Source organism: Polaribacter sp. HA6-7, assembly GCF_055693625.1.
In genome coordinates this window covers 1287726-1312863 of record NZ_CM146338.1, presented here as the reverse complement: position 1 = coordinate 1312863, position 25138 = coordinate 1287726, and the positions used below count along the sequence as shown (strand labels likewise).

Sequence of the window (25138 nt, the reverse complement as noted above, 5' to 3'; positions counted from 1 at the left end):
ATTAAAAAATTATTTATTTAATATTTCTTCTAATTTAGAATTTAGTTCTTGGCCTCTTAAATTTCGTTCGATAATGTATCCATTTTTATCAATTAAAAAGTTGTCAGGTATTTCATTAACACCATAAATAAGTGAAACTTCGTTTTTTTCTCCTTTTAGATCACTAACCTGTTCCCAATTTAAATTATCTTTTTTAATAGCTTTAAGCCAACTTTCTTTATCGATATCTAAAGAAACAGCAAATATTTCAAACCCCTTAGAATTAAATTTTTTATAAGTATTAACTTGATTTGGATTTTCTTGACGGCAAGGACCACACCAAGAAGCCCAAAACTCAAGTAATACTATTTTTCCATTAAATTTTGATAGTTTACTTAGTTCGCCATTTTGATTTTCAGATTCAAAGTCTATAAATTGATCTCCAAATTTAGGTGATTTATTTAACTCGATATATCTAACAATTTCCTTACCAAATTTTGAATTTTTATTTTCTTTTGAAAATTTTTCATATAATTCTTTTGTTTTTTCTTTTCCCCAAGTTGTAGAATATAGAGAGAGCATTGATGCACTTACAATGCTATTCGGGTTGTTTTTTACAAATTCAATTTCCTTTTCTTTTATTTCATTTTCAGGTAGTGTATCTATTTCTTGATAAAAATTAAAACTCAAGTTTTCGGATTCAGAACCTGTTATTTTCGCATTTCTAAAATCAGTTTTTGTAGCATCAAATAACATCGGTTTATTTTCTACCCAAAATGCTCTATAATTAGAAAAATTCTTGTTATGAAGCCATAATTTTATTGGTGTATGAACTAGTTTGGTTTTAAATTTAAAAGTATTATCATTAACTATAGAAGAATCTATTGGTTTATTATTATAGTCTAAATATAGTATAGTCCCATTCTCTAATCCGTTTGTTATTCCACTCAATGAAAATTTCAAGTCTTGTTTTTCATTGCAAGAAAAAATTAATAGTAGTGCGAATCCAAAAGTTATTTTTTTCATATTTGTTTTTATTTAACTATAGATAATCTGCTTATAAATAGTAATATTTTAATTTATTGTTATTATAATAATCTAGAATATTTTATTGCCCATCCTTTTTAATTAATTCTAATGTGAAATTCATTTGGGTATCCTTATTTTCTAGAAAGTCTTGGTATCTCTGATGAATCGTGTAGTTGGGTATGATTCCTCTTTTGACTAATTGATTTTTTCTATTAACAACGTCTTGTTGAATATTATCTATAGAAAAATCAGTAATAATTCCCGATTTAGGAAGCACGTATCCTAAAGATGTATGACCATTATGCCCATAATATCCTCCCATCGACTCTTCTCCGATTACTGTAGTATTCTCATTCCCTGAAACCATTGATGCAAATAAACTACCTGCCGAAGCTACTGCAGGACTTACTAAAAGATAGATATTACCTATAAACGCATTTTTGTTTGGTTCTCGTATTTTCATTTCACTTGTGTTTTGACTAATAAAATACTTTCCATCCTTTTCTACAGGAAATCGTTTTTGAAAGTGACGATTATATTTACCAACACCAAATGGCCTCAAAAATTTAGGAACTGAAATATTAAGATTCTTTAACAACGGTATTTCCTTGAAACTTATCCAAACTTGTTTACTTTCTTGAAATTTTCTTGATGTGAGATAAGAGTAAGTTAACACATCATTTGGGTCATTGCCCCCACTATTCTGACGAACATCCACAATTAGGTTTTTTAAGTTTAAAGATTTAACTTTAATAAAAATACTATCTAAAAAATTTGAATACTTTTTATGCTCTTTAGTTGTTTCGTCTCCCAAACTAAAAGTATTAATAGTCAAAAATCCAGTTTTTGCATTTAATATTTTAAAACTATACTTTTCACTTTCCGCTAATTCTGTATAATAAATATTGTCGTAAGGTTTTGAGTGCCTGTTATTAAAATTTTTATAATAATTAGAATAACTTATAGCTTCAACAATTATATTTTCTTTAAAATTTGATCCATTTCTAATAAAAGTTATATTAAATTCTTTTTCTTGACCATAATTTAACCTATAATATTTTGCAAAATGTTTTCTAATACCAATTCTTTTACCTGATACATTAAGCCCATCGGTAGTATAATACTTTTGAAGATTTAAAATTATTTCAGAGATAGGTAAACTATTAATTGCTAAAATCTGAGAGCCTAGTGGAATTTTATCATTTTTAAAATTAACAATCCACTTACCATGATTCCATTTTACAGGATAAGGAAAATAACCATAGCTTTCTTGTTGTAATTTTTTTAAGATTTTATCACGGCAGACTTGTTTCATTATGCAAACTTCCTTCAAAATCAGTAAGCTTACAAATAATATTATAAAAATCACGATAACTTGAAGATTTTTCAATTTCAAGATTTGCCCAATTGTAGATGCTATCTATTTGTGCCTCTGTTCGATATTTATAAAGACCTGAATTTGCTTTTACACGTATTTCTTTAAAGATTTTTAAGTCTTTTTTCATTTTTTTAGAAAATGGTTGGTCGATTGTTTGACTATATACTGTAAATACAGAAATTAATAAAAATGAGTTAATAATAACTTTTTTCATTTGTAATATGAATTGAAAAATAATTAATGGTGAATTAAAGATGATTTGTATTAATTTTTAATAATATTAGATTTAATTTCTAGTGCGTCCTTTAAACTAAATTTATTATTTTCTTTAAATCTATTGATGCAATAATTAATCGCTTTAACTCCCTTATTCTTTTTTAAATTGTATTTAAGGAAGTCTTTGCGATTAAATAATTAAATATTAATTTACCTTCAGGATATTTTTCAATTGCTTTTTCTAAAAACACTATAGCTTCTTTAGGTCGATTCAATTTTGTAGTAAGTAAGATAAATGGTCTTTCAAAATAAAATGTGTTTTTATAAAATCCATTTTCTATCTGAAGTTTCCAATTTTTTAAAGCATCTTCATAAAGTTCAATTTCTTCGTAATATTGGGCTTTTGATGCATATTTGTCGTCTTTAAAGAAGAATTCATTTTTTTCACCAACTTCAAAAATTTGTTCAAAAAGTTTTCTATCTTTTTTCTAAAACTAAATTCAATAGGTAATAGAAGTCTTCTTCATTTAAATTATAGTTTATTCCGTAAATGTTATTAATAAGGATTGATTTTTCATCAATGTAATCAGAAATAGAAAATTTACTATTTAATACTTTATCGTTAAAATCATCATAATTCTTATAATCTGAAAAAATAAACATCAAAGCATCATTTAATGATTTTGGTACTAAATCTAAGTGTCCTGCATTATAAATTTTATGTAAGCCTTTAAAATTTGTATTTTTTGATTTTTGAAAAACCGTGTCTAATACAATACCAGACTCTAATCTGTATTTATCATCTTTTAAACCAGAGCTAACAAAATAATAAGTACGCTTCAATTGCTTTTCGGAAAGATATTTTTCCAAATAATCAGTTTGTTTTTTTAGTAAATCTGGTGTTATTGCAATATATCCATTAAAATTATTTTCATTTTTTGATATTATCTCATTGACAAACGTAGCCGTATTAGAATGACCTATAATTACATTAAACCCTGATACTGTATATTCTTTCTTTATTATTGGTATTACTTCTTCGAGCAAATGATTTTTAAGATTGGCAGAGCCTTCTAAAAATTCTGTTACAGGAATTCTTATATCACTGCCATAATTGGGCATAGTTTCGTAATTTCTATTATTATGATATATTCCAACTATTATGCAATTTGGTATTACACCATATTTCGTTAAAAAATTAACATAACTACTTGCGATAGGAAAAAGTTCAAAACCATCTAATGTGTATATTACTGGATAACTTTTGTTAACATCATATTTTTCTGGTAAAAGAATTTTTATGGTTCTTTTGTTTTTAAAATATTGAGATATCATTTTTTTGTAATTATTCTATTCGTAACAGAACTGATATTTTGACTAAAAGCATTAATTGATATTAACAAAAAAGCAAGCTTTAATATATGTAATCCTATTTTTATCATATTTGTAATTTCAAAAATTTTATGTTTCAAAGATTAAGGTTGTTTAATAATTTAAAATAACTTGTTTAGTTTTATCTATTAATATTATAGTTTTTAATAAAACAAATAGAAGTGATAATCTAATTTAACATAAAATCATAAAGAGTGAGAAATTTACTTATTAATCTCTATAAACAAAGAATTACATAACTCCTCAATTGCGTCATTAAAACCTTCAACATTAGATAAAACTAGTACACCTGTTTGCTTTTCTTTGTCTAACATAAGCATAGAAGAAAAACCACCTGTACCACCATTATGATGGTGAATTTTAAATCCATCACCTTCTAACAAATTCCAACCTAAACCCATATAGAAATTATTTCCTATATCAAATGTTTTTTTCTGCGCCATATTGTACACCATATCATTATCAAAATTTTTAATAATGAATTTTGACATATCAGATACCGAAGATTTTATAGAACCACCTGCAGAAGTTGTTTCCGAAAAATCCCAATGCGATACTACATTTCCGTTTATATCTCTTGGCTCTACTAATTTTGATGTATCCACATTGTCTAATAAAGTTGTAGAATTCGCCATATTTAATGGATAGAATATAATGTCTTGTAATAATTCTTCGTAAGTAGTACTTCTTTTTTGTGCTAGAGTGTACCCTAAAATACCCATTCCTAAATTAGAATACAAATATTCTGTACCACTTACTGAGTTGAGATTAACATCAGTTTGCAGATAACTTTCTAAGTTTTCAATACTATAATTTTCATAAGGATTATCAATATCAAAATCAACAACCTCAGCTATATTTGAAGGTAATCTTGGTAATCCGAAGTATGGTTTGCTAATTGCTCAAGTGTAATATCACCACCTGTTGGTATTGAAAAATCAAACTGTTTTTGCAGTGTTTCGGTTAATGAAGCCTCTTTTGTTGAAACCATTTTTGCGAAGCAAACACCTGTAAATGCTTTGGTGATTGAGCCTATTTCAAAAATTGATTCAGCGTTATTTATTCTTCTTAATGTATTATTATCATTAGTTACTCCTAAATACTCTGTAGTTCCGTTTTTAATGAGAGCTATAGCAACTTGAGTGTTAATTGGTAAATTAGCAATATCTTTTTCAATAATTCTAACATAGTCTTTATTTTCGATATCATTTGATAATTGACTAGGTATATTACCAATATCATCATCTTTGTTGCAACTTGTTAAAATGAAACCAATTGATAGAATTAGTGATAAAGTTTTTCCTTTTAAAGCATTTCTCATTAGTTTTTGATTTTTTTGCATAATTAATTTTTATTGTTTTAATAAATATTTCTAGATGCAAAACTATTGAGAAGTAGTATTTTAAAAGTTCCAAAACCTCTAAACCAAACAAGATGGAACCTATTTGTACTTTTTTCTGTAGGCATTTGGTGTCATACCTGTAATTTTTTTGAATGAGTTATGAAACGTAGTTTTTGAAGAAAAACCACATTCTAAACCTATTGCTAATAAACTGTAGTTTTTAAATTCTTGATCCAAAATGAGTCTTTTTACTTCTTCTACACGATACCTATTAATATAGGTTGAAAAGTTTTCACTTGTAATTGAATTAATTAATTGTGAAACATAACTAGGACTAATACCTAAAACCTCGGCTACTGAATTTCGGTCTAAACTACTATCTCTATAAATTTGTTGAACAGAACAAAGGTTCTCTAACTTTTGATAATAACTATTGTCCTCTGATATTACAATTTGTTTTTTAATTGCTATAGGTTGTTCAAAAGACTCAAAAGTATGCGCCGCTTCACTTTCTGATTTACTGTATTTTATTAAATTTTTAATTTTGTTACGGTCGTTCAAGAGTTTTAGTTTATATACGCCTGTATATGCAATCCAATGTACGAGTAACGTAGAAATTAATGCTAAAATTTGTAATGTATTTAAAATTTCACTTATCATAAATGGTGCTAAAATTACTATGAGCATAAGAGAACCTAGAATAAAGAGTTCGAAAGACCATAAATAAGTTAACCACTTTTTCTCTAGTTTATGTTTTGAGTATTGGATGACTTTATATGTTTTATATAGAATATAAGGATAGAAGATAAGTAGAACAACTAAAATCGAAATTGCAATAACAATATTATACAAACTAATTTCTTCACTTATTTCATTATTTAAACCAAATTCTAAATATCCAAAACCTAATGTTGAGATAAGTGCAGGTATAAATAGCCAAAATGTTTTTCTAAAATTTAGTTTAACGTTATTAACCTGATGAGCAATAAATAAAAAAACGAATACAGGAAGTAATGCCTCAGAATCGATTACCTCTATAAATCTTAGAAAAGGATAAACTTCAAATATTTGACTAATATCTAAAGCAATCTTAAGTAGCGAAAACGAAATAGAAAAAAGTGCAAAAGCAAGAAATTTATTTATTTTATTTTTAAAAAATGGTGAAGAAAGCAATATAATACCAATTATGATTCCTTGAAAAATTGCTATACTAAGTAAGACTAATTTAAACATTATTGCTAATTTATAAAGTACAAATAAATAACAAAAATTGCTAAAATTAGTATTACATCATAAAAGTTCTTATTATTTAAATAAATATATAAAAAGTCTTTTGAATGATTCGAATGATTAGCAGCTATTTTATAAAAGTGGAATATTTTTATTCAAAATCAAAAACTTTAAACAAAACTAATTATATTTAAATACTTTAAAATAATTAAAAACTGTATTGGAAATTAGAGAAACACATAGAAATGATTATACCATTTCAACGGACAAGAATAAATTAGATGTTTTGAGTATCCACAAATTCCTTTCAAACGAAACTGATTGGGCCAAAGGAATCCCAATTGATACTTTAGAAACATCCATTGAAAACTCTTTAAATTTTGGAATTTATTATGAAAACAAACAAATTGGTTTTGCTAGAATAATTTCAGATTATTCAACTATTGCTTATCTAGGAGATGTTTATATTTTAAATGAGTATAGAGGAAAAGGATTAAGTAAATGGCTGATGAATGAAATAATGGATCATCCTAATCTACAAGGATTGAGACGCTGGATTTTATTAACAGATACGGCAGAATGGCTTTATAAAAAATTTGGGTTTACGAAAATACCTAAACCTGAATTATATATGGAAAAACATAATCCTACTGTTTATAGCAGCCTTAAAACTAATAACTTAACGTAAGCAACTTATTGTTAATTAATTATTTAAATACACATCCATTCTTGCTTAAATTAAACCTCAAATTCTTAAAATAAAAAAAGGACACATGCTTTTACATGTATCCTTATTTATATTTAAACGAATTGCTAAACCTTAGTTTTTAGGTGTATCGCTTTTAGATGCTTTGTTCCAAATTTTAATTTCATCATCTTTTGTAACACCTTCTAATACCTCAACATTCACACCGTCTGATGTTCCTAATTTTAGCGTTCTTTTTTCGTAAGTATCTTCACCTGTTTTAACCTCTACATAAGGCTCTTCAGTTTTTTTATCAAATTTTAACAAACCTTCTTTTATAGATAAAACACTATCTTTTTTTACTAAAACGATATCTGCATTTGCACTATACCCTGCTCTAATAAAAAAGTTATCATCTAAAGAAACATCTGCTTTAATCTTAAATTGTACAGCACCACCTTCTTCTGTTCCTTTTGGTGCAATAAAGTTTAATTTCGCAGGAAATTTCTTTCCTTCGATAGCTCCAATAGAAACTTCTATATCTGAATTCTTTACTAATTTTCCTACTTCAGATTCGTCTACTTTTCCTTCGAAAATCATTTTACTCATATCTGCAATAGACGCAATTGTTGTACCTGCGTTAAAGTTGTTAGACTGAATAACTTGGTCTCCTTCTTTCACAGGAATCTCTAAGATTGTACCAGACATTTGTGCAATAATATTAGTATTTGCTGCGCCACCAGAACCTGCAGAACCTCTTTTAATAATTAAATAATCGTTTTGAGCATTTTTTAAATCTTGTTTTGCTTGGTTGTATGTAAGCTCTACACCTTCATACTCTGCTCTAGCAATTACGCCTTTATCAAATAAGTTTTTAGTTCTTTTGTAAGAAATTGCTGCATTGTTAACACGTAACTTTGCATTGTCTACTCTACCTCTTGCACTAATTAAAGATTGCTCGTTAGGTACAACTCTTACAGTTGCAATTAAATCTCCTTTTTTAACTTTAGAGCCTTCTAACAACATTATTTTATCAATAATTCCTGTTATTTGAGGTTTAATCTCAATTTCTTCTAAAGGTGTTACTTTACCTGTAGCCACAGTTTTTTTAACAATTGTGGTTCTAAAAGGTGTTTCCGTTTCATATGCTACAATACTTTTCTTGTTCTTTTTACCGAACCAAACAAGTGCTGCAATAAAACATACTGCGATAATTATTAAAATAATTTTAGATCTTTTACTCATGATTTGTTGTTAATTGATTTTATTCTTCTCTTAATGCTTCTATTGGTTTTACTACTGTTGCCATATGTGCCGGAATTAATCCTATTAATGTTCCTAGAAAAATTAATGTGGCAAAGGCAATTAAAATTATGGGTATGTTTACTGTTGGATTTATCAACGGAATATCTTCATTACTACTTGCTGCTGAATCTATCAAAAACAGCACAAAACTCCCTAAAATAATACCTAACATACCTGCTGTTGTTGTTAAAAAAACAGACTCTAATATAATTTGCTGACGAATACTCTTTGGTGTTGCACCTAAGGCTCTTCGTATCCCTATTTCTTTGGTACGTTCTTTTACTGTAATTAATAAGATATTACCAATAGCAAATACACCTGCTATTAACGTTGCAATACCTACAAACCAAGTTAAAAACTGCATACCAGTTATAAAACCGGTAACCTTACCTATTTCTTTACCTAAGTTTACACTACCAAATGCTCTTTCGTCTTCTGGATGTACTTTGTGCAAACCTTTTAAAGTTAACAATATATCACTTTCCATTTGTTCGATGTTTGTACCTTCATTAGCAGTAATCATCATCCAATCTACTTTATTTGCAGTATTGTATACTTTTCTAAAAGTTGTAAACGGTATGTATGCACAATCTCCATCAAAATTTATTGTATTAGAGGGTTTGTAAACACCAATAACCAAATAATTAATACTATTTATTTTTACATATTGCCCAATAGGCATTTCATCTTTATCAAATAATTGCTTGTACATATCTTCTGATATGACAGTAACTTTTGCGGTTGATAAAATATCATTCTCATTTAAAAAACGACCATATAGCAATTGTTTTTTCTGAATTTGATCTAAAACAGGATAATCTCCGCTTACTTGAAAATTACCAGATTTAAAATCTTTTACTATTAAATTACTAGTTTGATTTCTTGGTGCTAATAATTTAATCTCATCACTATATTCAGTTTTTAAAACCTCAATATCATTCATTGTTAAAGAAAACCTTCTTCCTTCTTGAAAACCTTTAAAAGGTGTATCTGTTGCTTGTGTCCAAACAAAAACACTATTGGTAGCAAAATTACCAAACAGTTTGTTAAAGCCATTTTCTACTCCTCTAGCAGCTCCTAATAAAACTACTAATAAGAAAATACCCCATAAAACTCCTATTATAGTAATTGCTGTTCTAATTCTATTTTTACGGATGCTTCCGTAAATTTCTTGCCAAGTATCTGAATCGAATAAAAATTTCATAATTAATCTGCTCTTAATGCTTCTATTGGTTTAATATTTGCGGCCTTTTTTGCAGGCACATACGCCGCTATTAATCCAGATAGAACTAAAACTATCGTTGCACCTATTACAATACCTGGGCTTACACTTGGGTCTTTTATAAAATAATCTTCTTCTAAAGTGTCGCCAATTAAACTTAATATGTACGTACCTAAAGTAAGTCCTAGATAACCTGCAAGCGTGGTAATTAATACAGATTCTTGCACAACCATACCAACAATAGACGCAGGTTTGGCTCCTAGTGCTTTTCTAATACCAAATTCTTTTGTTCTTTCTTTGATTACAAAAATCATAATATTAGAAATACCAATAATACCTGCCACTAAAGTACCAGAACCAATTAAAATTACAATGGCATATAAAACGCCCATAAACTGCCCAATACCTTTGTTGGCTTCTGCCATATTTCTAACAGAAAGCGCACTTTGGTCGTCTGGATGAATATCCATCTTTTTCTCAAGTCGCGCTCCATTCGATTTCCAAAAGCAACAGCTGCATCTAAACTTAAATTAGGATCGTAACCTAGAGCAATCTGACTAATGTAATCGTTATTACCATACATCATTTGTGCCGTGGTTAATGGTATAAATGCTTTTCTTTCTTCGTTATCTCCGCCTTCATCAGAAAAGATACCAATTACTAAATACGAACTTCCGTTTACATTTACTCTTTTTCTTAATGCAGGTCTTTCGCCAAATAAATCTTTTTTAAGCAACCTACCAATTACAATTACTTTCGATTTTTCTTTTAAATCTCTTTCGTTTAAATACCTACCCTCGTCTATAATTGTTTTTTCTAAATATTGATGGTCCGGGTTTACAGCCATTACACTGTAATTACTTGCCTCACTTTTATACTTGATGGTAAAGTTTTTATAAATTCTAGAAGATTTGTACTGAATCTTGTCTCCGTACTCTTCAGAAATATAATCGTAGTCTTTATTTTTTAATTGAACGGTTCTACCTGTTTGCAAACCTTTGTAGGGTTTAGACGTTTTCCGGACTCTTACAAACATGGCATTTTGTGCATCATCTGCAAAAGCACCTTTAAAAGAATTACTTAACCCGCTAACAATACCAAACAATAAAGTAAATAGTAAAATTGCAAAAGCTACGGTAAAACCAGACATTACAGAACGCAATCTGTTTTTATTTATACTCTGAAAAATTTCTCTCCAACGATCTAAATCAAACATATTAAACGGCTTTAGCTTTTCCTACAGAAGTAATTTCATCACTAATAATTAAACCGTCTTTTAAACGTACCACTCTTTTGGTTTGTTCTGCCACCTCTTCTTCGTGCGTAATTACAAAAACCGTCATTCCTTCATCATTAATATCCTTCAACAAATCCATTACAGAATCTGTTGTGGTAGAATCTAAGGCTCCTGTTGGCTCATCGGCTAAAACAACTTTAGGTTTGGTAACCAAAGCTCTAGCAATGGCAACACGTTGTTTTTGTCCACCGGACAATTCGTTTGGTAAATGATTTGCCCAATCTTTTAAACCAACTTTTTCTAAATAATCTAATGCTATTTGCAAACGCTCTTTTCTTGCCATACCTTTATAATACAAAGGTAAAGCAACGTTTTCTACAGCTGTTTTGTATGAAATTAAATTAAACGATTGAAAAATAAAGCCTAAGAATTTATTACGTAAAATTGCGGCTTTTTCTCGTTCATGTTTTTTATCAACTGCCCATTTAGGTGGTAAGTACCTTCGTCATGCACATCTAATAAACCAACAATATTTAGTAAGGTAGATTTTCCGAACCAGAAGATCCCATAATAGAAACAAATTCGCCTTCTTTAATATGTAAATCGATTCCTTTTAAAACGTGTAGAGAATCTTTACCAATAGGGTAAGATTTATGTAGTCCTTCTATTTTAATCATTTGGTGGTTGTTTTGTATAAAAGTATTGATTACCAATGAGTACACTTACTAATTTTTTGTTAAAAGCAAGAATTCACATTTCAAATACACACATAAGACGTCTTAAAATAAATTATGTTACAAGAAATTTTAAAAAACTTAAAGTATCTTTGTTATAAATTTATGAGAACCTTTTTAAATGCTTGATATACCTAAAGACAAGAAGATAATTTTATTTGATGGTGTTTGTAATTTATGCAATAATGCGGTTACAAAAACGATTAAATACGATAAAAAAAACGAGTTTCTTTTTACTGCGCTTCAATCTAAAAAGGGTACAGAAATTATAAACTATTTGGGCATTGATACGCGTAAACTAGACTCAATTATTTTATATGAACCTGACGTTTCTTATGATGTAAAAGCAACAGCAGCTTTAAAAATTATGCAGTCTTTTGGCGGTTTATGGCATGTAACACGCATATTTTACTTATTTCCAGAGAGTTTTAGAAATCATGTGTACGAGTTTGTTGCTAAAAACCGTTACAAATGGTTTGGCAAAAAAGAGCAATGCATGATACCCACCAAAGAGTTAAAAGCAAAATTTTTAGATTAGTTATGAAATTACCTTCACAAATAAAGTGTGTTATTTTTGATATGGATGGTGTAATTATAGATTCTGAAGAGATTCATAAAAAAGCCTATTACGAAACTTTTAATTCTTTAAACCTTACCGTTTCTGATGCTTTGTACAAATCTTTTACGGGTTCTTCTACAATAAACGCTTTTCAAAAATTAGTAAAACACTTTCAGCTAAATGAAAATCCGGAAGATTTGGTTTTAGATAAACGCAGGCGATACGTTAACTTTTTCGAAAACGACCCGCACTTGCATTTGGTTACTGGTGTAGAAGATTTAATAAAATACCTCTACCAGAAAAACATCACATTGGTACTCGCCTCTTCTTCTGCCATGATTAACATCAACCGTGTTTTTGATCGTTTTAATTTACATCCATATTTTGCGGCTAAAATTAGTGGCGCAGATTTAAAGGAATCGAAACCAAACCCGGAAATTTTTAACAAAGCAGCTGTTTTAGGAAATACACCCAAAGAAAACTCTGTGGTTATTGAAGATTCTGACAATGGTGTTAAAGCTGCTAATGATGCCAATATCTTTGTTTTTGGGTATGCCAATATTTTATCCGAAGGACAAACATTAGAAAATGCCGATGCGGTTATTAAAGATTTTAAAGATTTAAAATCGATACTATAACTTTTTGTAAATAGCACTCTATAAGGTACAGTATTTACAAACTGTACTTTTTTTGTATCTTAGAGATTCTACGTTTTTTAAAATACTTTTAAAACCAAGCTTATGAATCTCGAAAACAATAAAAAAATGCCATTGCATTTTATAAAATGGCTTACGAAGGCAATCCAGAAAAGGCTGTAGCCTTGTATGTTGGTGACACCTATATTCAGCACAACCCTTTGGTAGCAGATGGCCCGCAAGCATTTATCGATTATTTTACTAGAATGCACAAAGAGTATCAAGACAAGTCTATTCAGTTTGTAAGAACAATTGCAGAAGGCGATTTGGTGGCACTACACACACATCAAATTTGGCCAGGAAATGACCAATATGTTACTATGGATTTCTTTAGATTTACAGATGATGGTAAAATTGTTGAGCATTGGGATAGCATACAGCAAGTGCCTAAAACATCTGCCAACAATAATACGATGTACTAATTTTTACACTAAAGAACAGCATACGAATCAGTTAATAAATAATTACGGATTATTTAGAAAGCTTTCTAAAAATTAGAATAGCAATTCATGTGAATTTAATGTAATGTTTCTTTTAACTTATGTACTAAGTAGGTAGCAATGCACTATAATTTTAGTAAATTTCACAAAACAATTAAACAAAGACCCCAATATAATTAATGCAGCTAAAAGAAAGTTATAAAAAAATTAGAACTGCTACGATAGCCTTTTGCAATCATTTAGAAATAGAAGATTTTGCCATACAAGTGGCAAAATTTGCGAGTCCTGCAAAATGGCATTTGGCACATACTACTTGGTTTTTCGAAACCTTTATCTTAAAAGAAATAGATAAAAACTACCTAGAGTTTGATGCTAATTTTAACTACTTATTTAATAGTTATTACAACAATGTTGGTAGCAGAGTTTTGCAAAACAACAGAGGCAACATGTCTAGACCTAGCACAAATACTGTTTTCGAATACAGAAAACATGTAGATGCTAAAATGCTAGCAGTAATAGATCGCATTACAGATCAAAAAATTATCGATTTAATTGTTTTAGGTTTACAACACGAGCAACAACATCAAGAATTATTGGTTACTGATGTAAAATATATGCTGGGGCACAACCCTTTACTACCAACCTTTGCAGATACATACAATTTGGTTGCCCATAAAAACACAGCGCATACAAGTATTAAAATTGCCGCAGGTGTGTATACTATTGGGCATCAAGAAAAAGGGTTTTGTTATGATAATGAACTCGGCGTGCATAAAGTATATGTAGCAGATTTTGAAATAGACAATTACCTAGTAACTAATAGAGATTTTATAGAGTTTATAGAGGCTGGCGGTTATACAGATTTTAACCTTTGGTTAGATGAAGGTTGGTCTTGGATACAAGACCAAAAAATAAATGCGCCTATGTATTGGCATAAAATAAATAACCAATGGCATTATTACACTTTAGCAGGTTTACAAAAAATAGACTTAGATGCGGTGTTGTGCCATATTAGTTATTTTGAAGCCAATGCATTTGCAACTTTTAAAAACAAACGATTACCAACAGAATTTGAATGGGAAATTGCTGCTAAAAAATTAGACTGGGGTTTGCGTTGGGAATGGACAAATAGTGCGTATTTGCCCTACCCTGGTTTTGTTACTGCAAACGGTGCCGTTGGCGAGTATAATGGTAAATTTATGAGCAACAAAATGGTGTTAAGGGGTGCATCTACAGCAACCTCTGCAAACCATAGCAGGCACACGTACCGTAATTTTTTTAGTGCAACAGATAGATGGCAATTTACAGGAATTCGATTAGTAAAATAAGATGATAGAAACTTTTAAAGAAGAAATAAAACAAGGTTTAACAGCAACACCTAAAACGTTGCCTTCTAAATATTTTTATAATAAAATTGGCGATGCGCTTTTTGTACAGATTATGAATCTGCCCGAATATTATTTAACAAGAAGCGAGTTTGATATTTTTAAAAATAAAACCCAACAGTTAATAGATGCTTTTGGTATTGATAAAAACACCCATTTCGAGTTGATAGAATTGGGCGCTGGCGATGGCACAAAAACCAAAGAACTTTTAAAGGTTTTAGACGCACAAAATTATCGTTTCGATTATATGCCAATAGATATTTCTGCAAATGCTTTGGCGCAATTAAAAAACAATTTAGCCAAAGAATTGCCAAATGTTTCTGTAAAAACCCAACAAGGAGATTATTTTAACGTACTTCATTCTCTAAAGGAAAACAACAACCCTAAAGTGATGTTGTTTTTAGGTTCTAATATTGGGAATATGGATGATGAGATTGCGACAGAATTCATTTATAATTTAGGCGCAAATTTGCAAAAAGGCGACAAACTATTGTTAGGTGCAGATTTGATAAAATCGAAAGAAATTGTGTTGCCTGCCTACAATGATGCACAAGGTATCACGGCAAAATTCAATTTAAATTTGTTAGACCGCATCAATACAGAATTAAACGCAGATTTTAATACATCGCAATTTAAACATCAACCAGAATATAACGAGGCAGAAGGTATTGCCAAAAGTTTTATTGTAAGCACCCACGATCAAGAGGTAACGGTACAGCAATTAAACACCACTTTTCACTTTAAAGAAGGCGAAAAAATTCATACAGAAATATCTAGAAAGTACAACGATGCTTTGATACAACAAATCATTGCAAACACTAGCTTTACGCTAGATACTAAAATTATGGATACCAATGCCTATTTTGCAGATTACATACTAACAAGAAACTAAAATAATTTGCTATGAAATTAGCACTATACGGTTTGGGCAGCAGAGCAACTGCCTATTATTTACAAGAATTAAACAAACAATACAATTTAAAAAAAGGCGGGTATAGTACTTGCCCTTTGTGGTTGTACAATACTAATTTTAATAACATCAATCCGTTATTACCAAACACATCAAAAGCCTTAGATGTTATTGTAAAAAAAGATATACAAGCAATAAAAGCCGTACAACCTCATAAAATTATAGTACCTAATATTACATTACACGAAACAATAGATCGTATTGATACAACTACGGATTTTGTGCATCCATTGCCTTTAACACTAGAAAAAATTAAGCAACATCAAGTTTCTAAAATCCTTTTAGTTGGCTCTTTACATAGCATGCAAGCAACGTATTTAAATTCGTTTTTTAAAGAAAATAGCATTGCAGTGGTATTGCCTACGGATGAAGAAATGGAATTAATTGATACCGCTAGAAAAGCAATTTATGCTTATACAGAAACCAAAAAATTAGTGAAAGCATATCAAAAAATTTTAAAAAACTATGCAGCCAAACACATTGTTGTTATTGCTTGTACAGAACTTTCTATTTTAAAACCACAAGGCAATCGTGCTATTGTAGACATGGCAGATCTTCAAATACAAAATGCTGTACAAACAGTGTTCTAAATAAAAAAGCCTTTGCAAATGCAAAGGCTTTTTTTATAAAATCGCTTAAAGCTTATGCTTCTGTAGCCGTTTCTGTAATGGCTACTACTTCAATATCAAATACCAAATCTCTACCCGCTAACGGATGATTTCCATCAATAACAATAGCCTCTTCTTTTACCTCTACCACCATTAAATTCATTTCGCTACCATCTGGTGCTTTAGATACCAATCCCATACCTACTTGTGGCTCCATGTCTTGTGGTAAATCTTTTTTAGCAACCTCTTGTATCAATTGTTCATTTACTTCACCATACGCATCTTCTTTGGCAATGTTTAATGTTTTCTTCTCGTTCAGCTTCATGTTTAACAACCCTTTTTCAAAACCAGGAATCAAACGTCCTTGTCCTAAAGTAAATTCAATAGGCTCTTTTCCTTCCGAAGTATCAAAAATTTGTCCGTCTGTTAATTTCCCTGTGTAATGTACTTTTACAGTGTTGTTCTCTTTTACTTGCATCATAATACTATGTATTTTATGTATAAAGTTTGATAAACTACAACTCTTGCACTTTACAAACTTTTTTAATTTACACTTACAAAGCCACTAAAACCAAGCCAAAGCAGTTCTTTCCAATAAAAGTTTTACCAAAATAGCAAAATGAAAGTTTTCAATTTAAAATTTGAGGCTATCAATGGCTTTATAAAGACTTCACATTGCAAGTAAGTTTGTCAGTCTACAGAAAAGAATAGGCAAACTTGTCATCCATACAAGTACAAAAGACGGTTATAAAATTTATACGATTAATTTTAAATTTCATTTTACCCTTCTTTTACAAACTACTATTTTTGCAAAATGGATACAAAGAAACAGGTAATAAAAAAATTGCAGCGTTCGGTTGCAGAAGCTATCAAGCAATTTTCTATGATTGCAGAAGGAGACAAAATAATGGTGTGTCTTTCCGGCGGAAAAGATAGTTATGCCATGTTAGATATGTTGTTGTATTTCCGAGAAAGTAGCGCCTATTTCTTTTGAAATTGTTGCCGTTAACTTAGACCAAAAACAACCCGGTTTTCCAGAAGAGGTGTTGCCAACTTATTTAAGCAATTTAAAAGTACCTTATAAAATTATAGAAAAGAATACCTACAAAGTGGTAATGGATAAAACACCCGAAGGCAAAACAACTTGCAGTTTGTGTTCTCGATTACGAAGAGGTACTTTGTACGAGGCTGCCAAAGATCTAGGTTGCAATAAATTGGCTTTGGGCCACCACAGAAATGATATTATAGAAACCTTTTTCTTAAACTTTTTCTTTGCCGGAAAAATGGAAACCATGCCACCAAAGTTTAAAAACGATGCTGGCGATTTAGTGGTGTTAAGACCTTTGGCTTTTTGCAAAGAAAGCGATATCGAAACCTATGCAGCGTATCAAGAATTCCCGATTATACCTTGTAATTTATGCGGATCGCAAGAAAACTTACAGCGTAAAAAAGTAAAACAAATGATTGCAGATTGGGAACAGGAATTCCCGAATAGAAACTCGATTATGATGAATGCTTTACAAAACGTATTTCCGTCGCATTTATTAGACCATAACTTGTACGATTTCGACAACTTAGAAATCAAAGTAACAGAAAATGTATTGTAAAGTTTAAAACCCTTACACCCTATTACTTTCTTTATACACAGTTAACCCGCCTTTTAATTTTCTTTTCATTTTAAGAGCTGGTTGGTAATTGATATGAAACTTTTTAATGTTTCGTTTTACACTTAGTGCTTCGGTGTAGCTGCCGCCACACCGCTAAACCCCATTTTAAACTTGCCTACATCACCAAGATCTACAATTTTACCTTCGCTTAAATGATAATCTAGCTTTTTACCCAATGCCATTAAAACAGCTTTTACATCTACACTGTGTAAAGTACACTCGTTGCTTATACTTTCGCTTAAAGTATCTAAATCTATCGTACCTGTATTTACGGCTTGTAAAATATAATTCGCGGTATTTTTACCAATGCTATTATTTCTTTTAGAAATTCTGTAACGTAACGCCATTTGTAATTTATTTTTTGTATCTTGTTAATTATCTTCTATTTACCTACCAATTTTAAATCTACAAATTATTCTACAATAATTTTAAAAATATACTAGTATATTTTTAAATAAATAGTACAATAGTTACAAAAGAATACTAGTACTTCTGTAAACTACCTTAGCAGTAAAGCAACAAAACCTACTGAGCAATGCAACAAAACCTACTGAGGGATGCACAAATACACCCTAGTGCAAATAGTATAACCTTAAGGCGCATAAATAGTTTACTTAGAAACAAATATGTATTTACTATTGGCTTTTACATATAAATACACGAAATTCGCTAACGTTGATTATAAATCGTTGAAAAAGAGATTATGATTGAATTAAGTTTAGTTTAATGCAAAAAACTGCTCTGAATGAAGAAACAAAATGATATCGAAGAACAAATTTTCAAAATTGTTCAGACATTCTTAAAAAATCCACCATTAATAGTTTGGGGTTCGGGAGCAACTGTTTCTTTTGGACTTCCAAGTATGTGGAGTTTAAACGAGTCTTTAAAGAAGGAAATAACAGACTTTGACATTTCTAATGATAATCTAGAAGAAGAGCTTAGTAAAGATAAATATCGAGAGAAATTACCCCAAATAAAAAAAACAATATGGAATGAGGTAAATAATGCAGACATGTCTGTTTTAAAAAAATTACTTCTAATGAGACTGATACTTTTAATGGAATTAAATTACTAATTGAAAAATTCATTGAAACACATCCTAAAGTATTAAACATTGTTACAACAAATTACGACAGAGTTTTAGAGCACTTATTAGCCTATGAGAACATTTGCTTTTCAGATGGATTTGAAGGCAAAACTTTATCCGCATTTGATGAAACAAACTTTCAAGACAAAAACATTGTAAATATTATTAAAGTACATGGTTCTTTAAATTGGTTTAACGTAAACGGAGAAATTAGATATTTGTCAAATCAAATAACGACAGAGACACCGCAAATTGTTGTTCCAAGTAAAAACAAATTTGAGGAGACTTACAATACTCCTTACCGAGAACTAATTCAAAAATCCGATATCCTAATCAATGATACATTAAGTTTTCTTGTGGTAGGTTTTGGTTTTAATGACAAGCATCTAACCCCAAAAATTCAAGCCAATATAAAAAAAGGAGTACCTCTTGTTTTAATAACAAAAGAAATCACTTCAAGCACCTTCAAGGAGCTAGCAAATGCGAAAAAATATATCTTGTTTGAAGAAGCTGAAATGGGTAAAACTAGAGTGATTTACAAAGAAAGTAATTCAACAGAACAAACAGAAGAGATTATCGAAGGCGATTTTTGGAAACTAAATAATTTCATGGAAATATTATAATTTATGGAAACAGATTTTTTAATTGGAAAAGTACAAAGTGTTGATACAGGTAATGTATCAATCAAGGTTGATAAAGAGGAACTTCTTAATAATGTTCAAATAAATCAAATTGTACAAATTCGCTCTACAAAAACTGGTGAAAAAATCATTGGCTTGATTTCTAAAATAATGCGAAAAGGTATTGCTGATAAAATTGATGAAAATTTCGAGCCTGATTTTATAATAGAAAACCTAATCAAGGTAAATCTAGTAGGTACTTTAATTGAAAAAATAGGGACTGAAAAAAACATTTTTAAACGAACATTAAACACTGTACCAAGTATAAATGCGGATTGTTTTTTACTCCAAGGAAACGATCTTTCTACTTTTATGAATATTATTTCCTCTAATAGCGAAAATCCTCTTAAAATTGGAAAGTATACTATTGCAGAAGAATCTGATGCAAATCTTGATGGAAATAAATTCTTTCAAAGACATGCAGTAATTGTTGGAGGAACTGGCTCACGGTAAGTCATGGACAGTAGCAAATGTTTTAGAGAAAGCAACTAAATTAAAATCTATTAATAGTGTTATCTTCGATTTACATGGTGAATACAAGCCTTTAGCTAAATTAGAAAACACAACATTATTAAAAATTGCTGGTCCCTCTGATAAACCAACAGATGAAAATGTTATGTTTTTACCCTATTGGCTTTTATCTTATGAGGAAATTGAATCAATGCTTTTGGACAGAAGTGATAATAACGCACCAAATCAATCAAGAGCATTATTTGATTTAATAATAAAATACAAAAAAGAGAAACTTGAAGAAGAAGACCAACAAGATGTTTTGAATAACTTCACTGTTGAAAGCCCTATTCCATACAAAATTAGTGATGTATTAACCTCTCTTCAAGAATTAGATACAGAAAGAGATTATTCCTCTAGTAAAGCAGGTAGAGATGGACCTTTAGCCAAAAAGCTTACTCGATTTATTCAAAGATTAAAAAGTAAACAAGCAGATAAAAGATTAAACTTTATATTTAACTCAGAAGATGAATTACTTCAATATGATTGGTTTATTTCTCTTATCAAAAACTTATTAGATTTCGGAAATAATAAAGGATTAAAAATTATAGATTTTTCAGAAGTGCCTTCTGATATACTTCCTCTAATAACTGGTTTAATTGGTAGGTTAATATTTTCAATTCAACAATGGATGGAAGTAGAAAAAAGACATCCGATTGCCATATTTTGTGATGAAGCACATTTATATATTCCTGCTAATCTTAAAGGAGGTATAGAAGAAAAAGGATTACAAAATTTTGAACGTATTGCTAAAGAAGGAAGAAAATATGGAGTTTCTTTAGTTGTTATAAGTCAGAGACCTTCAGATGTGAATAAAACTATTCTTAGCCAATGTGGAAATTTTGTAGCTATGAGACTAACAAATCCGGATGATCAAAATGTAATAAAGAAATTGTTCCCTGATAATCTTGGTGGATTTTCGGATATGTTACCAATTTTAGATGTTGGAGAAGCTCTAATTGTAGGGGATGCGTGTTTGCTTCCTAGCAGGGTAATAATAGACAAACCAATTATACAACCTGATAGCGCTACAGTTAATTTTTGGGATGAATGGAGTAAAAATAAAGCTGAATCGGAATTGAACAAGCAATTGAATCATTAAGAAAACAACAGAAATAATCAAGCACATATAAAATAAAAGGTTTTATTATAAATCACAATAAACAGATTCAATCACCAACCCCAAAAAGAACGCAAAAAAACAATACATTTACCGTTTTATAGACTACAACAATGCAAACCACAAAACTAACATCAGAAAGTATTTTACCCCTTACCTGCTCTAGAGCCGGCACATGTTGCTATGGTAAAGCCGTAATGTTAAATCCGTGGGAGTTGTTACAATTTAGCATCGAGAAAAAAGTATCCCCAAAAACGTTTCGAGATTTGTATACAGATTTTGGTGGCGTTCGTTTAACCTTTAACGGAAAAAAAGATAGCAAAGGGCAAAGTGCTTGCAGCCAATACATAGATACCAAAGGTTGCAGTGTGCATAATGGCAGACCGTTGGCTTGTCGTTTGTATCCTTTAGGGCGTCAAATACAGTTTAACAAAGCACATTATATGTTCGAGGGTGAAGAATTTCCGTGCTTAACAGATTGTGCCGAGGTTTTAAATTTGCCCAAATTAACGGTGGGTAATTATTTAAAAGGACAAGGAGCAACACCTTTTGAAAATGCCCAAGATGCGTATTTAGAAATGATGCAAAATATTGCAGATGTTGCTTTTCAGTTGTTGTTAGAAACAGGTTTGTCTACTTCCGGAGACACCAAAACACTGCAAATGTGGCAAGCAATGGGTACTGCATCGCCGGAAGACTTAACCCAACGCATTGGTACAGATTGGTTAGATGCTTTAATGTTACCGGCTATAGATAATACCATAGACAACCCAATTGACTTTGCCACAGCACACAACGAGCTATTAATGGCTAAGATTCAAGATAATTTTGGTGGCTTAGATACATTGGCTAAAATTAGCGATGCCGCCATTCTATTAATTGGCGTAGCCTTACAATTGGCAAGAGGTTTGGGCGCAAATACCCAAGAAATTGCAAGCCATTGGATAGCAACTGCAAAAAGTCATGGTGCTTTAGACTAATTGTTGTTAACTTTGTTTTTAGAAAAAGACACACTTCTTAAAATTGTAACCGATGAAAATATTGCATACTGCCGATTGGCATTTGGGACATAGACTGCACGAACAATCTCAATTTGAAGAACAAACACTATTTTTAGAGTGGTTAGAAAACTACATCATTCTAAACAAAATAGATGTTTTATTGGTTTCTCGTGATATTTTTGATTCGGGTTCACCATCTAACCAAAGTTTAGAAATGTATTACCGCTTTTTAATGAATTTAAAAGCAACTACATGTAAATCGGTTATTATTACGGGTGGTAATCATGATTCGCCAGGTACTTTAAATGCACCAAAATCTATTTTAGACGCCTTGTCTATCAAAGTAATTGGCAAAGCTACAGAAGACATTAAAGACGAAGTTTTTACCATTGATGTAAACAACCAACAAGTAATTGTTGCTGCCGTACCTTATTTAAGAGACGGTGATATTAGGCGCGCTGTTGCCGGTGAAACTTTTGACGAGTTGATAGACAAATACAAAACGGCATTAATACATCATTACGATGCAGCTGCCGCGGCTGCAAAAGCTATCAACACTAAGAATGCACCTGTAATTGCCATGGGACATTTGTTTGCTACCGGTGGCTCTGTTTCTGATAGTGAGCAAAATATTTATGTAGGTACTTTAGGCCATATTGGTGCAGAAGATTTTAATCCCTATTTTGATTATGTGGCTTTAGGGCATTTGCACAGACCGCAAATAATTGGTGGCAACGAAAAGGTTCGATATTCGGGATCGCCAACAGTGTTAAGTTTTAGCGAAGTGAGTTACGAGAAAAAAGTTATTGTATTAACTGTAGAGGATAATACAATCTGCAATATTGAAGAAGCCATTGTACCAAGATTTCGCGAATTTTATAAAATTACAGGTACTGTAGCAACTTGCATCGAAATTTTTAAAGAGCTTACCACAAACGATTACAATTTAACGCCTTGGGTAGAAATCGTTTTAAAAGAAGACCATACGGTAAATACAGAAGATTTAAAACGTGCAGCAGAACAGCACGCTTTTGAAATCTTAAAAATTGGCTTGCAAAGAGAACGCTCTGTAAAAGGGATTGAAGAGTTGTTAGAAAATACAAAATCTATAAAAGAATTGGTGCCTACAGAAGTTTTTAAGCTAAAATGCAAAGAAATGGCCTATGATTTAGAGCAAAAACCAGCCATTTGGGATGCGTTTAATGAGATTTTACAATCTGTAAAAAAACAGTAAAAGCATCTAGATATGAAAATTTTAAAAATTGAATTACAGAATATCAATTCCTTAAAATCTGATACACCTATTTGTATCGATTTTGAAAGTGAACAATTTAGAGATGTTGGTTTGTATGCCATTACAGGCGCTACAGGTGCAGGTAAAACCACTATTTTAGATGCAATTACCATTGCCTTGTACCATAACGTACCTAGATTTAACGGCACAAAAGGTACACTTTTAGATGTGGTAAGCCATGGCGCAACAAACGCGTATAGTAGAATTGTGTTTACAAACAAAACGGCTTCTTTTGAGGCTTTTTGGGGTATCAGAATTGCTGACAAAAATGGAAAGCGTTACAAAAACGCCAAAGAAGAAGTAAGTTTAAAAAACTTAACGACAGGTGCTATTTTAGCAACTCAAAAAAGACAATTATTAGCAGAAGTGCTAAGAGTTTCTCAATTAGACTACAACCAATTTTTACGATCTGTAATGCTTGCCCAAGGTGAGTTTGCTGCATTTTTAACTGCCAAAGGACCAGAAAAAGGAAAGCTTTTAGAACAAATTACTGGCGAACAGATTTATAAAAAAATTGGCCAAGGAATCTTAGAACGAAAGGCCAAAGAAGAAAATACCTTAAAAGAAATTCAGGCAAAAATTAATGCGGATGATATTTTAAGTGAAGAACAAAAAAAGGAATTATCAGAAGAAAGTAAAGGGATTGATTCCGCGATTCTAACAGCTGCAAATGTTATTAAAACATCGCAAACCGTTGTAGACTGGTATACAGAATTTTCGAAATTGACAAAAGCAAAGGAAGAGAATGAAAAAAATGCCGATGCTATTGAAAAATACGTTAAAGAACAAAAACCGAAATTAGACGCCTATGCTTTGCACGAAAAAGCATTGCCTTTTAAAGAAAAGATAAAAGAATTAAAAGAGCTAGATATTGCTATTCTAGAAAAAGAAAAAGCAAAGGGCAATTTAGATAAAGAATTAAAGGATTTACATCCTAAAATACTGCAACTAGAAAAACAGGTAACCGCAGATACCTTGGCCTTAAAAAAAGAAGAACAAAACTTTAATGCTTGGTTGCCAAAGTTTGAAGAAATTACCAAATTAGATGCTGCGCTTAAAACCGAGAAGCAAGCTAAACTGAAAATTCTAGAAGATGAAAAGGTTTTAGACTTGCAAATAAAACAAGCTACTGAAGAAAGAAATCGATTAAAAGAGCAATTAAACTCTATTGAGGCTAAAATTAAGACTGCAACGAATTACATCGAAAAGAATTCTTTTTAACCTCGGTATCTAAAGAACTCACCAACTGGCGAGAAGATTTTTCGGCGTTAAAAACTCACCATACGGCAATCACCGAAAGTGACGAGGCTATCATTAGGATTCACAAAGAAATTGACGCATCCGAAGAATCATTAAAAAACAAAAAACTACTT

The 25138-nt window shown here is 30.7% G+C and carries 27 protein-coding genes and 2 pseudogenes; 16 read left to right on the top strand and 13 right to left on the bottom strand.

The annotated features are described in order from the left end of the window. Positions 1 to 9 precede the first annotated feature (9 nt). From ACZ1HD_RS07190 to ACZ1HD_RS07160, 7 genes are all read right to left on the bottom strand, one after another. Positions 10 to 1005, bottom strand: coding sequence for a redoxin domain-containing protein (locus ACZ1HD_RS07190; protein WP_472689043.1), 996 nt, complete (start codon positions 1003 to 1005; stop codon positions 10 to 12). Positions 1006 to 1087: 82 nt separating this feature from the next. Then, positions 1088 to 2323, bottom strand: a complete 1236-nt coding sequence (locus ACZ1HD_RS07185; protein WP_472689042.1) for a S41 family peptidase — start codon at positions 2321 to 2323, stop codon at positions 1088 to 1090. Beyond that, positions 2304 to 2600, bottom strand: a complete 297-nt coding sequence (locus ACZ1HD_RS07180) for a hypothetical protein (protein WP_472689041.1) — start codon at positions 2598 to 2600, stop codon at positions 2304 to 2306. The genes ACZ1HD_RS07185 and ACZ1HD_RS07180 overlap by 20 nt, the downstream gene beginning before the upstream one ends. Positions 2601 to 3079: 479 nt before the next feature. Further along, the gene (locus ACZ1HD_RS07175) at positions 3080 to 3937 is read right to left on the bottom strand and encodes an alpha/beta hydrolase (RefSeq protein ID WP_472689040.1); all 858 of its coding nucleotides are present in this window, start codon (positions 3935 to 3937) and stop codon (positions 3080 to 3082) included. A gap of 260 nt (positions 3938 to 4197) precedes the next feature. After that, positions 4198 to 4800, bottom strand: coding sequence for a serine hydrolase domain-containing protein (locus tag ACZ1HD_RS07170; protein WP_472689303.1), 603 nt, complete (start codon positions 4798 to 4800; stop codon positions 4198 to 4200). A 47-nt stretch (positions 4801 to 4847) separates the two neighbouring features. Continuing rightward, positions 4848 to 5336: a serine hydrolase gene (locus ACZ1HD_RS07165; protein ID WP_472689039.1), complete on the bottom strand. Its 489-nt coding sequence runs from the start codon at positions 5334 to 5336 to the stop codon at positions 4848 to 4850. A gap of 99 nt (positions 5337 to 5435) precedes the next feature. Continuing rightward, positions 5436 to 6569, bottom strand: coding sequence for a helix-turn-helix domain-containing protein (locus ACZ1HD_RS07160; RefSeq protein ID WP_472689038.1), 1134 nt, complete (start codon positions 6567 to 6569; stop codon positions 5436 to 5438). A gap of 217 nt (positions 6570 to 6786) precedes the next feature. Between ACZ1HD_RS07160 and ACZ1HD_RS07155 the strand changes: the two genes are divergently transcribed. Then, the gene (locus ACZ1HD_RS07155; protein ID WP_472689037.1) at positions 6787 to 7254 is read left to right on the top strand and encodes a GNAT family N-acetyltransferase; all 468 of its coding nucleotides are present in this window, start codon (positions 6787 to 6789) and stop codon (positions 7252 to 7254) included. Positions 7255 to 7386: 132 nt separating this feature from the next. Here the strand turns inward: ACZ1HD_RS07155 and ACZ1HD_RS07150 are convergent, their stop codons facing one another. The 4 genes and pseudogenes from ACZ1HD_RS07150 to ACZ1HD_RS07135 form a co-directional block, all read right to left on the bottom strand. Beyond that, positions 7387 to 8496 carry an efflux RND transporter periplasmic adaptor subunit gene (locus ACZ1HD_RS07150; protein ID WP_079738686.1) on the bottom strand — a complete coding sequence of 370 codons (1110 nt, stop codon included), beginning with the start codon at positions 8494 to 8496 and terminating at the stop codon, positions 7387 to 7389. A gap of 19 nt (positions 8497 to 8515) precedes the next feature. Beyond that, entirely contained in the window at positions 8516 to 9760 is a 1245-nt protein-coding gene (locus ACZ1HD_RS07145) for an ABC transporter permease (protein ID WP_340934095.1), read from the bottom strand. A gap of 2 nt (positions 9761 to 9762) precedes the next feature. Then, a pseudogene (locus ACZ1HD_RS07140) lies at positions 9763 to 10994 on the bottom strand (ABC transporter permease). Position 10995: 1 nt separating this feature from the next. Next, positions 10996 to 11692 (bottom strand): annotated as a pseudogene (locus tag ACZ1HD_RS07135) (ABC transporter ATP-binding protein). Positions 11693 to 11870: 178 nt separating this feature from the next. Between ACZ1HD_RS07135 and ACZ1HD_RS07130 the strand changes: the two are divergent. The 6 genes from ACZ1HD_RS07130 (at position 11871) to ACZ1HD_RS07105 (ending at position 16388) form a co-directional block, all read left to right on the top strand. Beyond that, positions 11871 to 12287 (top strand): thiol-disulfide oxidoreductase DCC family protein, encoded by a 417-nt coding sequence (locus tag ACZ1HD_RS07130; RefSeq protein WP_472689036.1) that lies wholly within the window; start codon positions 11871 to 11873, stop codon positions 12285 to 12287. A 2-nt stretch (positions 12288 to 12289) separates the two neighbouring features. After that, the gene (locus ACZ1HD_RS07125) at positions 12290 to 12946 is read left to right on the top strand and encodes an HAD family hydrolase (protein WP_472689035.1); all 657 of its coding nucleotides are present in this window, start codon (positions 12290 to 12292) and stop codon (positions 12944 to 12946) included. Positions 12947 to 13092: 146 nt separating this feature from the next. After that, positions 13093 to 13425, top strand: a complete 333-nt coding sequence (locus tag ACZ1HD_RS07120; RefSeq protein WP_472689034.1) for a nuclear transport factor 2 family protein — start codon at positions 13093 to 13095, stop codon at positions 13423 to 13425. Between the two features lie 197 nt (positions 13426 to 13622). Then, the gene (gene egtB / locus ACZ1HD_RS07115) at positions 13623 to 14771 is read left to right on the top strand and encodes an ergothioneine biosynthesis protein EgtB (protein ID WP_472689033.1); all 1149 of its coding nucleotides are present in this window, start codon (positions 13623 to 13625) and stop codon (positions 14769 to 14771) included. 1 nt (position 14772) lies between these two features. After that, positions 14773 to 15720: an L-histidine N(alpha)-methyltransferase gene (gene egtD / locus ACZ1HD_RS07110; protein ID WP_472689032.1), complete on the top strand. Its 948-nt coding sequence runs from the start codon at positions 14773 to 14775 to the stop codon at positions 15718 to 15720. Positions 15721 to 15731: 11 nt separating this feature from the next. After that, a complete protein-coding gene (locus tag ACZ1HD_RS07105; protein WP_472689031.1) occupies positions 15732 to 16388 on the top strand; it encodes an aspartate/glutamate racemase family protein in 657 nt (218 codons plus the stop codon). Positions 16389 to 16440: 52 nt separating this feature from the next. Here ACZ1HD_RS07105 and ACZ1HD_RS07100 read toward each other — a convergent pair whose 3' ends face one another. Beyond that, positions 16441 to 16887: an FKBP-type peptidyl-prolyl cis-trans isomerase gene (locus ACZ1HD_RS07100; protein WP_079738676.1), complete on the bottom strand. Its 447-nt coding sequence runs from the start codon at positions 16885 to 16887 to the stop codon at positions 16441 to 16443. 333 nt (positions 16888 to 17220) lie between these two features. Between ACZ1HD_RS07100 and ACZ1HD_RS07095 the strand changes: the two genes are divergently transcribed. Continuing rightward, positions 17221 to 17400, top strand: a complete 180-nt coding sequence (locus tag ACZ1HD_RS07095) for a hypothetical protein (RefSeq protein WP_472689030.1) — start codon at positions 17221 to 17223, stop codon at positions 17398 to 17400. Beyond that, complete coding sequence (gene ttcA / locus ACZ1HD_RS07090; protein WP_472689302.1) at positions 17357 to 18013, top strand: tRNA 2-thiocytidine(32) synthetase TtcA; 657 nt, start codon at positions 17357 to 17359, stop codon at positions 18011 to 18013. The genes ACZ1HD_RS07095 and ttcA overlap by 44 nt, the downstream gene beginning before the upstream one ends. Positions 18014 to 18135: 122 nt before the next feature. Here ttcA and ACZ1HD_RS07085 read toward each other — a convergent pair whose 3' ends face one another. Further along, positions 18136 to 18420: an HU family DNA-binding protein gene (locus ACZ1HD_RS07085; RefSeq protein WP_472689029.1), complete on the bottom strand. Its 285-nt coding sequence runs from the start codon at positions 18418 to 18420 to the stop codon at positions 18136 to 18138. Positions 18421 to 18818: 398 nt separating this feature from the next. Here ACZ1HD_RS07085 and ACZ1HD_RS07080 point away from each other — a divergent pair, with 398 nt between their 5' ends. The 7 genes from ACZ1HD_RS07080 (at position 18819) to ACZ1HD_RS07050 (ending at position 24986) form a co-directional block, all read left to right on the top strand. After that, positions 18819 to 19148 (top strand): hypothetical protein, encoded by a 330-nt coding sequence (locus tag ACZ1HD_RS07080; protein WP_472689028.1) that lies wholly within the window; start codon positions 18819 to 18821, stop codon positions 19146 to 19148. Next, positions 19103 to 19783 (top strand): SIR2 family protein, encoded by a 681-nt coding sequence (locus ACZ1HD_RS07075; RefSeq protein WP_472689301.1) that lies wholly within the window; start codon positions 19103 to 19105, stop codon positions 19781 to 19783. Before ACZ1HD_RS07080 ends, ACZ1HD_RS07075 begins: the two co-directional genes overlap by 46 nt. 3 nt (positions 19784 to 19786) lie before the next feature. Further along, entirely contained in the window at positions 19787 to 20293 is a 507-nt protein-coding gene (locus ACZ1HD_RS07070; RefSeq protein WP_472689027.1) for a hypothetical protein, read from the top strand. Beyond that, the gene (locus tag ACZ1HD_RS07065; protein WP_472689026.1) at positions 20268 to 21452 is read left to right on the top strand and encodes an ATP-binding protein; all 1185 of its coding nucleotides are present in this window, start codon (positions 20268 to 20270) and stop codon (positions 21450 to 21452) included. Before ACZ1HD_RS07070 ends, ACZ1HD_RS07065 begins: the two co-directional genes overlap by 26 nt. A 215-nt stretch (positions 21453 to 21667) precedes the next feature. After that, the gene (locus tag ACZ1HD_RS07060) at positions 21668 to 22450 is read left to right on the top strand and encodes a YkgJ family cysteine cluster protein (protein WP_472689025.1); all 783 of its coding nucleotides are present in this window, start codon (positions 21668 to 21670) and stop codon (positions 22448 to 22450) included. Positions 22451 to 22502: 52 nt separating this feature from the next. Next, positions 22503 to 23705: an exonuclease SbcCD subunit D C-terminal domain-containing protein gene (locus ACZ1HD_RS07055; protein ID WP_472689024.1), complete on the top strand. Its 1203-nt coding sequence runs from the start codon at positions 22503 to 22505 to the stop codon at positions 23703 to 23705. A 12-nt stretch (positions 23706 to 23717) separates the two neighbouring features. After that, entirely contained in the window at positions 23718 to 24986 is a 1269-nt protein-coding gene (locus ACZ1HD_RS07050; protein ID WP_472689023.1) for an AAA family ATPase, read from the top strand. The last annotated feature ends 152 nt before the right edge of the window (positions 24987 to 25138 follow it).

Bases quoted from the DNA above. Each gene is read 5' to 3' on its own strand.
- ACZ1HD_RS07055 (WP_472689024.1), top strand. From the start codon at position 22,503: ATGAAAATATTGCATACTGCCGATTGGCATTTGGGACATAGACTGCAC.
- ACZ1HD_RS07150 (WP_079738686.1), bottom strand. From the start codon at position 8,496: ATGAGTAAAAGATCTAAAATTATTTTAATAATTATCGCAGTATGTTTT.
- ACZ1HD_RS07100 (WP_079738676.1), bottom strand. From the start codon at position 16,887: ATGATGCAAGTAAAAGAGAACAACACTGTAAAAGTACATTACACAGGG.
- ACZ1HD_RS07175 (WP_472689040.1), bottom strand. From the start codon at position 3,937: ATGATATCTCAATATTTTAAAAACAAAAGAACCATAAAAATTCTTTTA.
- ACZ1HD_RS07125 (WP_472689035.1), top strand. From the start codon at position 12,290: ATGAAATTACCTTCACAAATAAAGTGTGTTATTTTTGATATGGATGGT.
- ACZ1HD_RS07120 (WP_472689034.1), top strand. From the start codon at position 13,093: ATGGCTTACGAAGGCAATCCAGAAAAGGCTGTAGCCTTGTATGTTGGT.
- ACZ1HD_RS07160 (WP_472689038.1), bottom strand. From the start codon at position 6,569: ATGTTTAAATTAGTCTTACTTAGTATAGCAATTTTTCAAGGAATCATA.
- ACZ1HD_RS07070 (WP_472689027.1), top strand. From the start codon at position 19,787: ATGGAAACAGATTTTTTAATTGGAAAAGTACAAAGTGTTGATACAGGT.
- ACZ1HD_RS07180 (WP_472689041.1), bottom strand. From the start codon at position 2,600: ATGAAAAAAGTTATTATTAACTCATTTTTATTAATTTCTGTATTTACA.
- egtD (WP_472689032.1), top strand. From the start codon at position 14,773: ATGATAGAAACTTTTAAAGAAGAAATAAAACAAGGTTTAACAGCAACA.
- ACZ1HD_RS07145 (WP_340934095.1), bottom strand. From the start codon at position 9,760: ATGAAATTTTTATTCGATTCAGATACTTGGCAAGAAATTTACGGAAGC.
- ACZ1HD_RS07190 (WP_472689043.1), bottom strand. From the start codon at position 1,005: ATGAAAAAAATAACTTTTGGATTCGCACTACTATTAATTTTTTCTTGC.
- ACZ1HD_RS07130 (WP_472689036.1), top strand. From the start codon at position 11,871: ATGCTTGATATACCTAAAGACAAGAAGATAATTTTATTTGATGGTGTT.
- ACZ1HD_RS07085 (WP_472689029.1), bottom strand. From the start codon at position 18,420: ATGGCGTTACGTTACAGAATTTCTAAAAGAAATAATAGCATTGGTAAA.
- ACZ1HD_RS07050 (WP_472689023.1), top strand. From the start codon at position 23,718: ATGAAAATTTTAAAAATTGAATTACAGAATATCAATTCCTTAAAATCT.
- egtB (WP_472689033.1), top strand. From the start codon at position 13,623: ATGCAGCTAAAAGAAAGTTATAAAAAAATTAGAACTGCTACGATAGCC.
- ACZ1HD_RS07095 (WP_472689030.1), top strand. From the start codon at position 17,221: ATGGATACAAAGAAACAGGTAATAAAAAAATTGCAGCGTTCGGTTGCA.
- ACZ1HD_RS07185 (WP_472689042.1), bottom strand. From the start codon at position 2,323: ATGAAACAAGTCTGCCGTGATAAAATCTTAAAAAAATTACAACAAGAA.
- ACZ1HD_RS07080 (WP_472689028.1), top strand. From the start codon at position 18,819: ATGAAGAAACAAAATGATATCGAAGAACAAATTTTCAAAATTGTTCAG.
- ACZ1HD_RS07060 (WP_472689025.1), top strand. From the start codon at position 21,668: ATGTTAAATCCGTGGGAGTTGTTACAATTTAGCATCGAGAAAAAAGTA.
- ACZ1HD_RS07105 (WP_472689031.1), top strand. From the start codon at position 15,732: ATGAAATTAGCACTATACGGTTTGGGCAGCAGAGCAACTGCCTATTAT.
- ACZ1HD_RS07165 (WP_472689039.1), bottom strand. From the start codon at position 5,336: ATGCAAAAAAATCAAAAACTAATGAGAAATGCTTTAAAAGGAAAAACT.